The following is a 283-nucleotide window of genomic DNA, read 5'->3' on the forward strand; positions in this document are numbered from 1 at the left end:
CAACAACGCCGGCATCATCCGTCGCGCCGACTCGATCGAGTTCTCGGAAGCCGACTGGGATGCGGTGATGGACACCAATCGGAAGGTGGTCTTCTTCCTGACCCAGGCCTTCGCCAAGCAGGCCCTGAAGCAGGGGCCCGTGAACGGTGTGACCGCGAAGGTGCTCAATATCGCCTCCCTGCTCTCGTTCCAGGGCGGCATCCGCGTGCCGTCCTATACCGCAGCCAAGTCGGGCCTGCCCGGCCTGACCAAGATCCTGGCCAACGAGTGGGCGACCAAGGGG

1 protein-coding gene is annotated in these 283 nt (G+C 64.7%); it reads left to right on the forward strand.

Translation table 11 applies throughout. The annotated features are described in order from the left end of the window. On the forward strand, positions 1–283 hold a 283-nt coding region (locus EIK80_RS25730), incomplete at both ends, for an SDR family NAD(P)-dependent oxidoreductase (RefSeq protein ID WP_125159734.1).

It is taken from the genome of Caulobacter sp. 602-1, from assembly GCF_003931565.1.
In the GTDB taxonomy this organism is placed as follows: domain Bacteria; phylum Pseudomonadota; class Alphaproteobacteria; order Caulobacterales; family Caulobacteraceae; genus Caulobacter.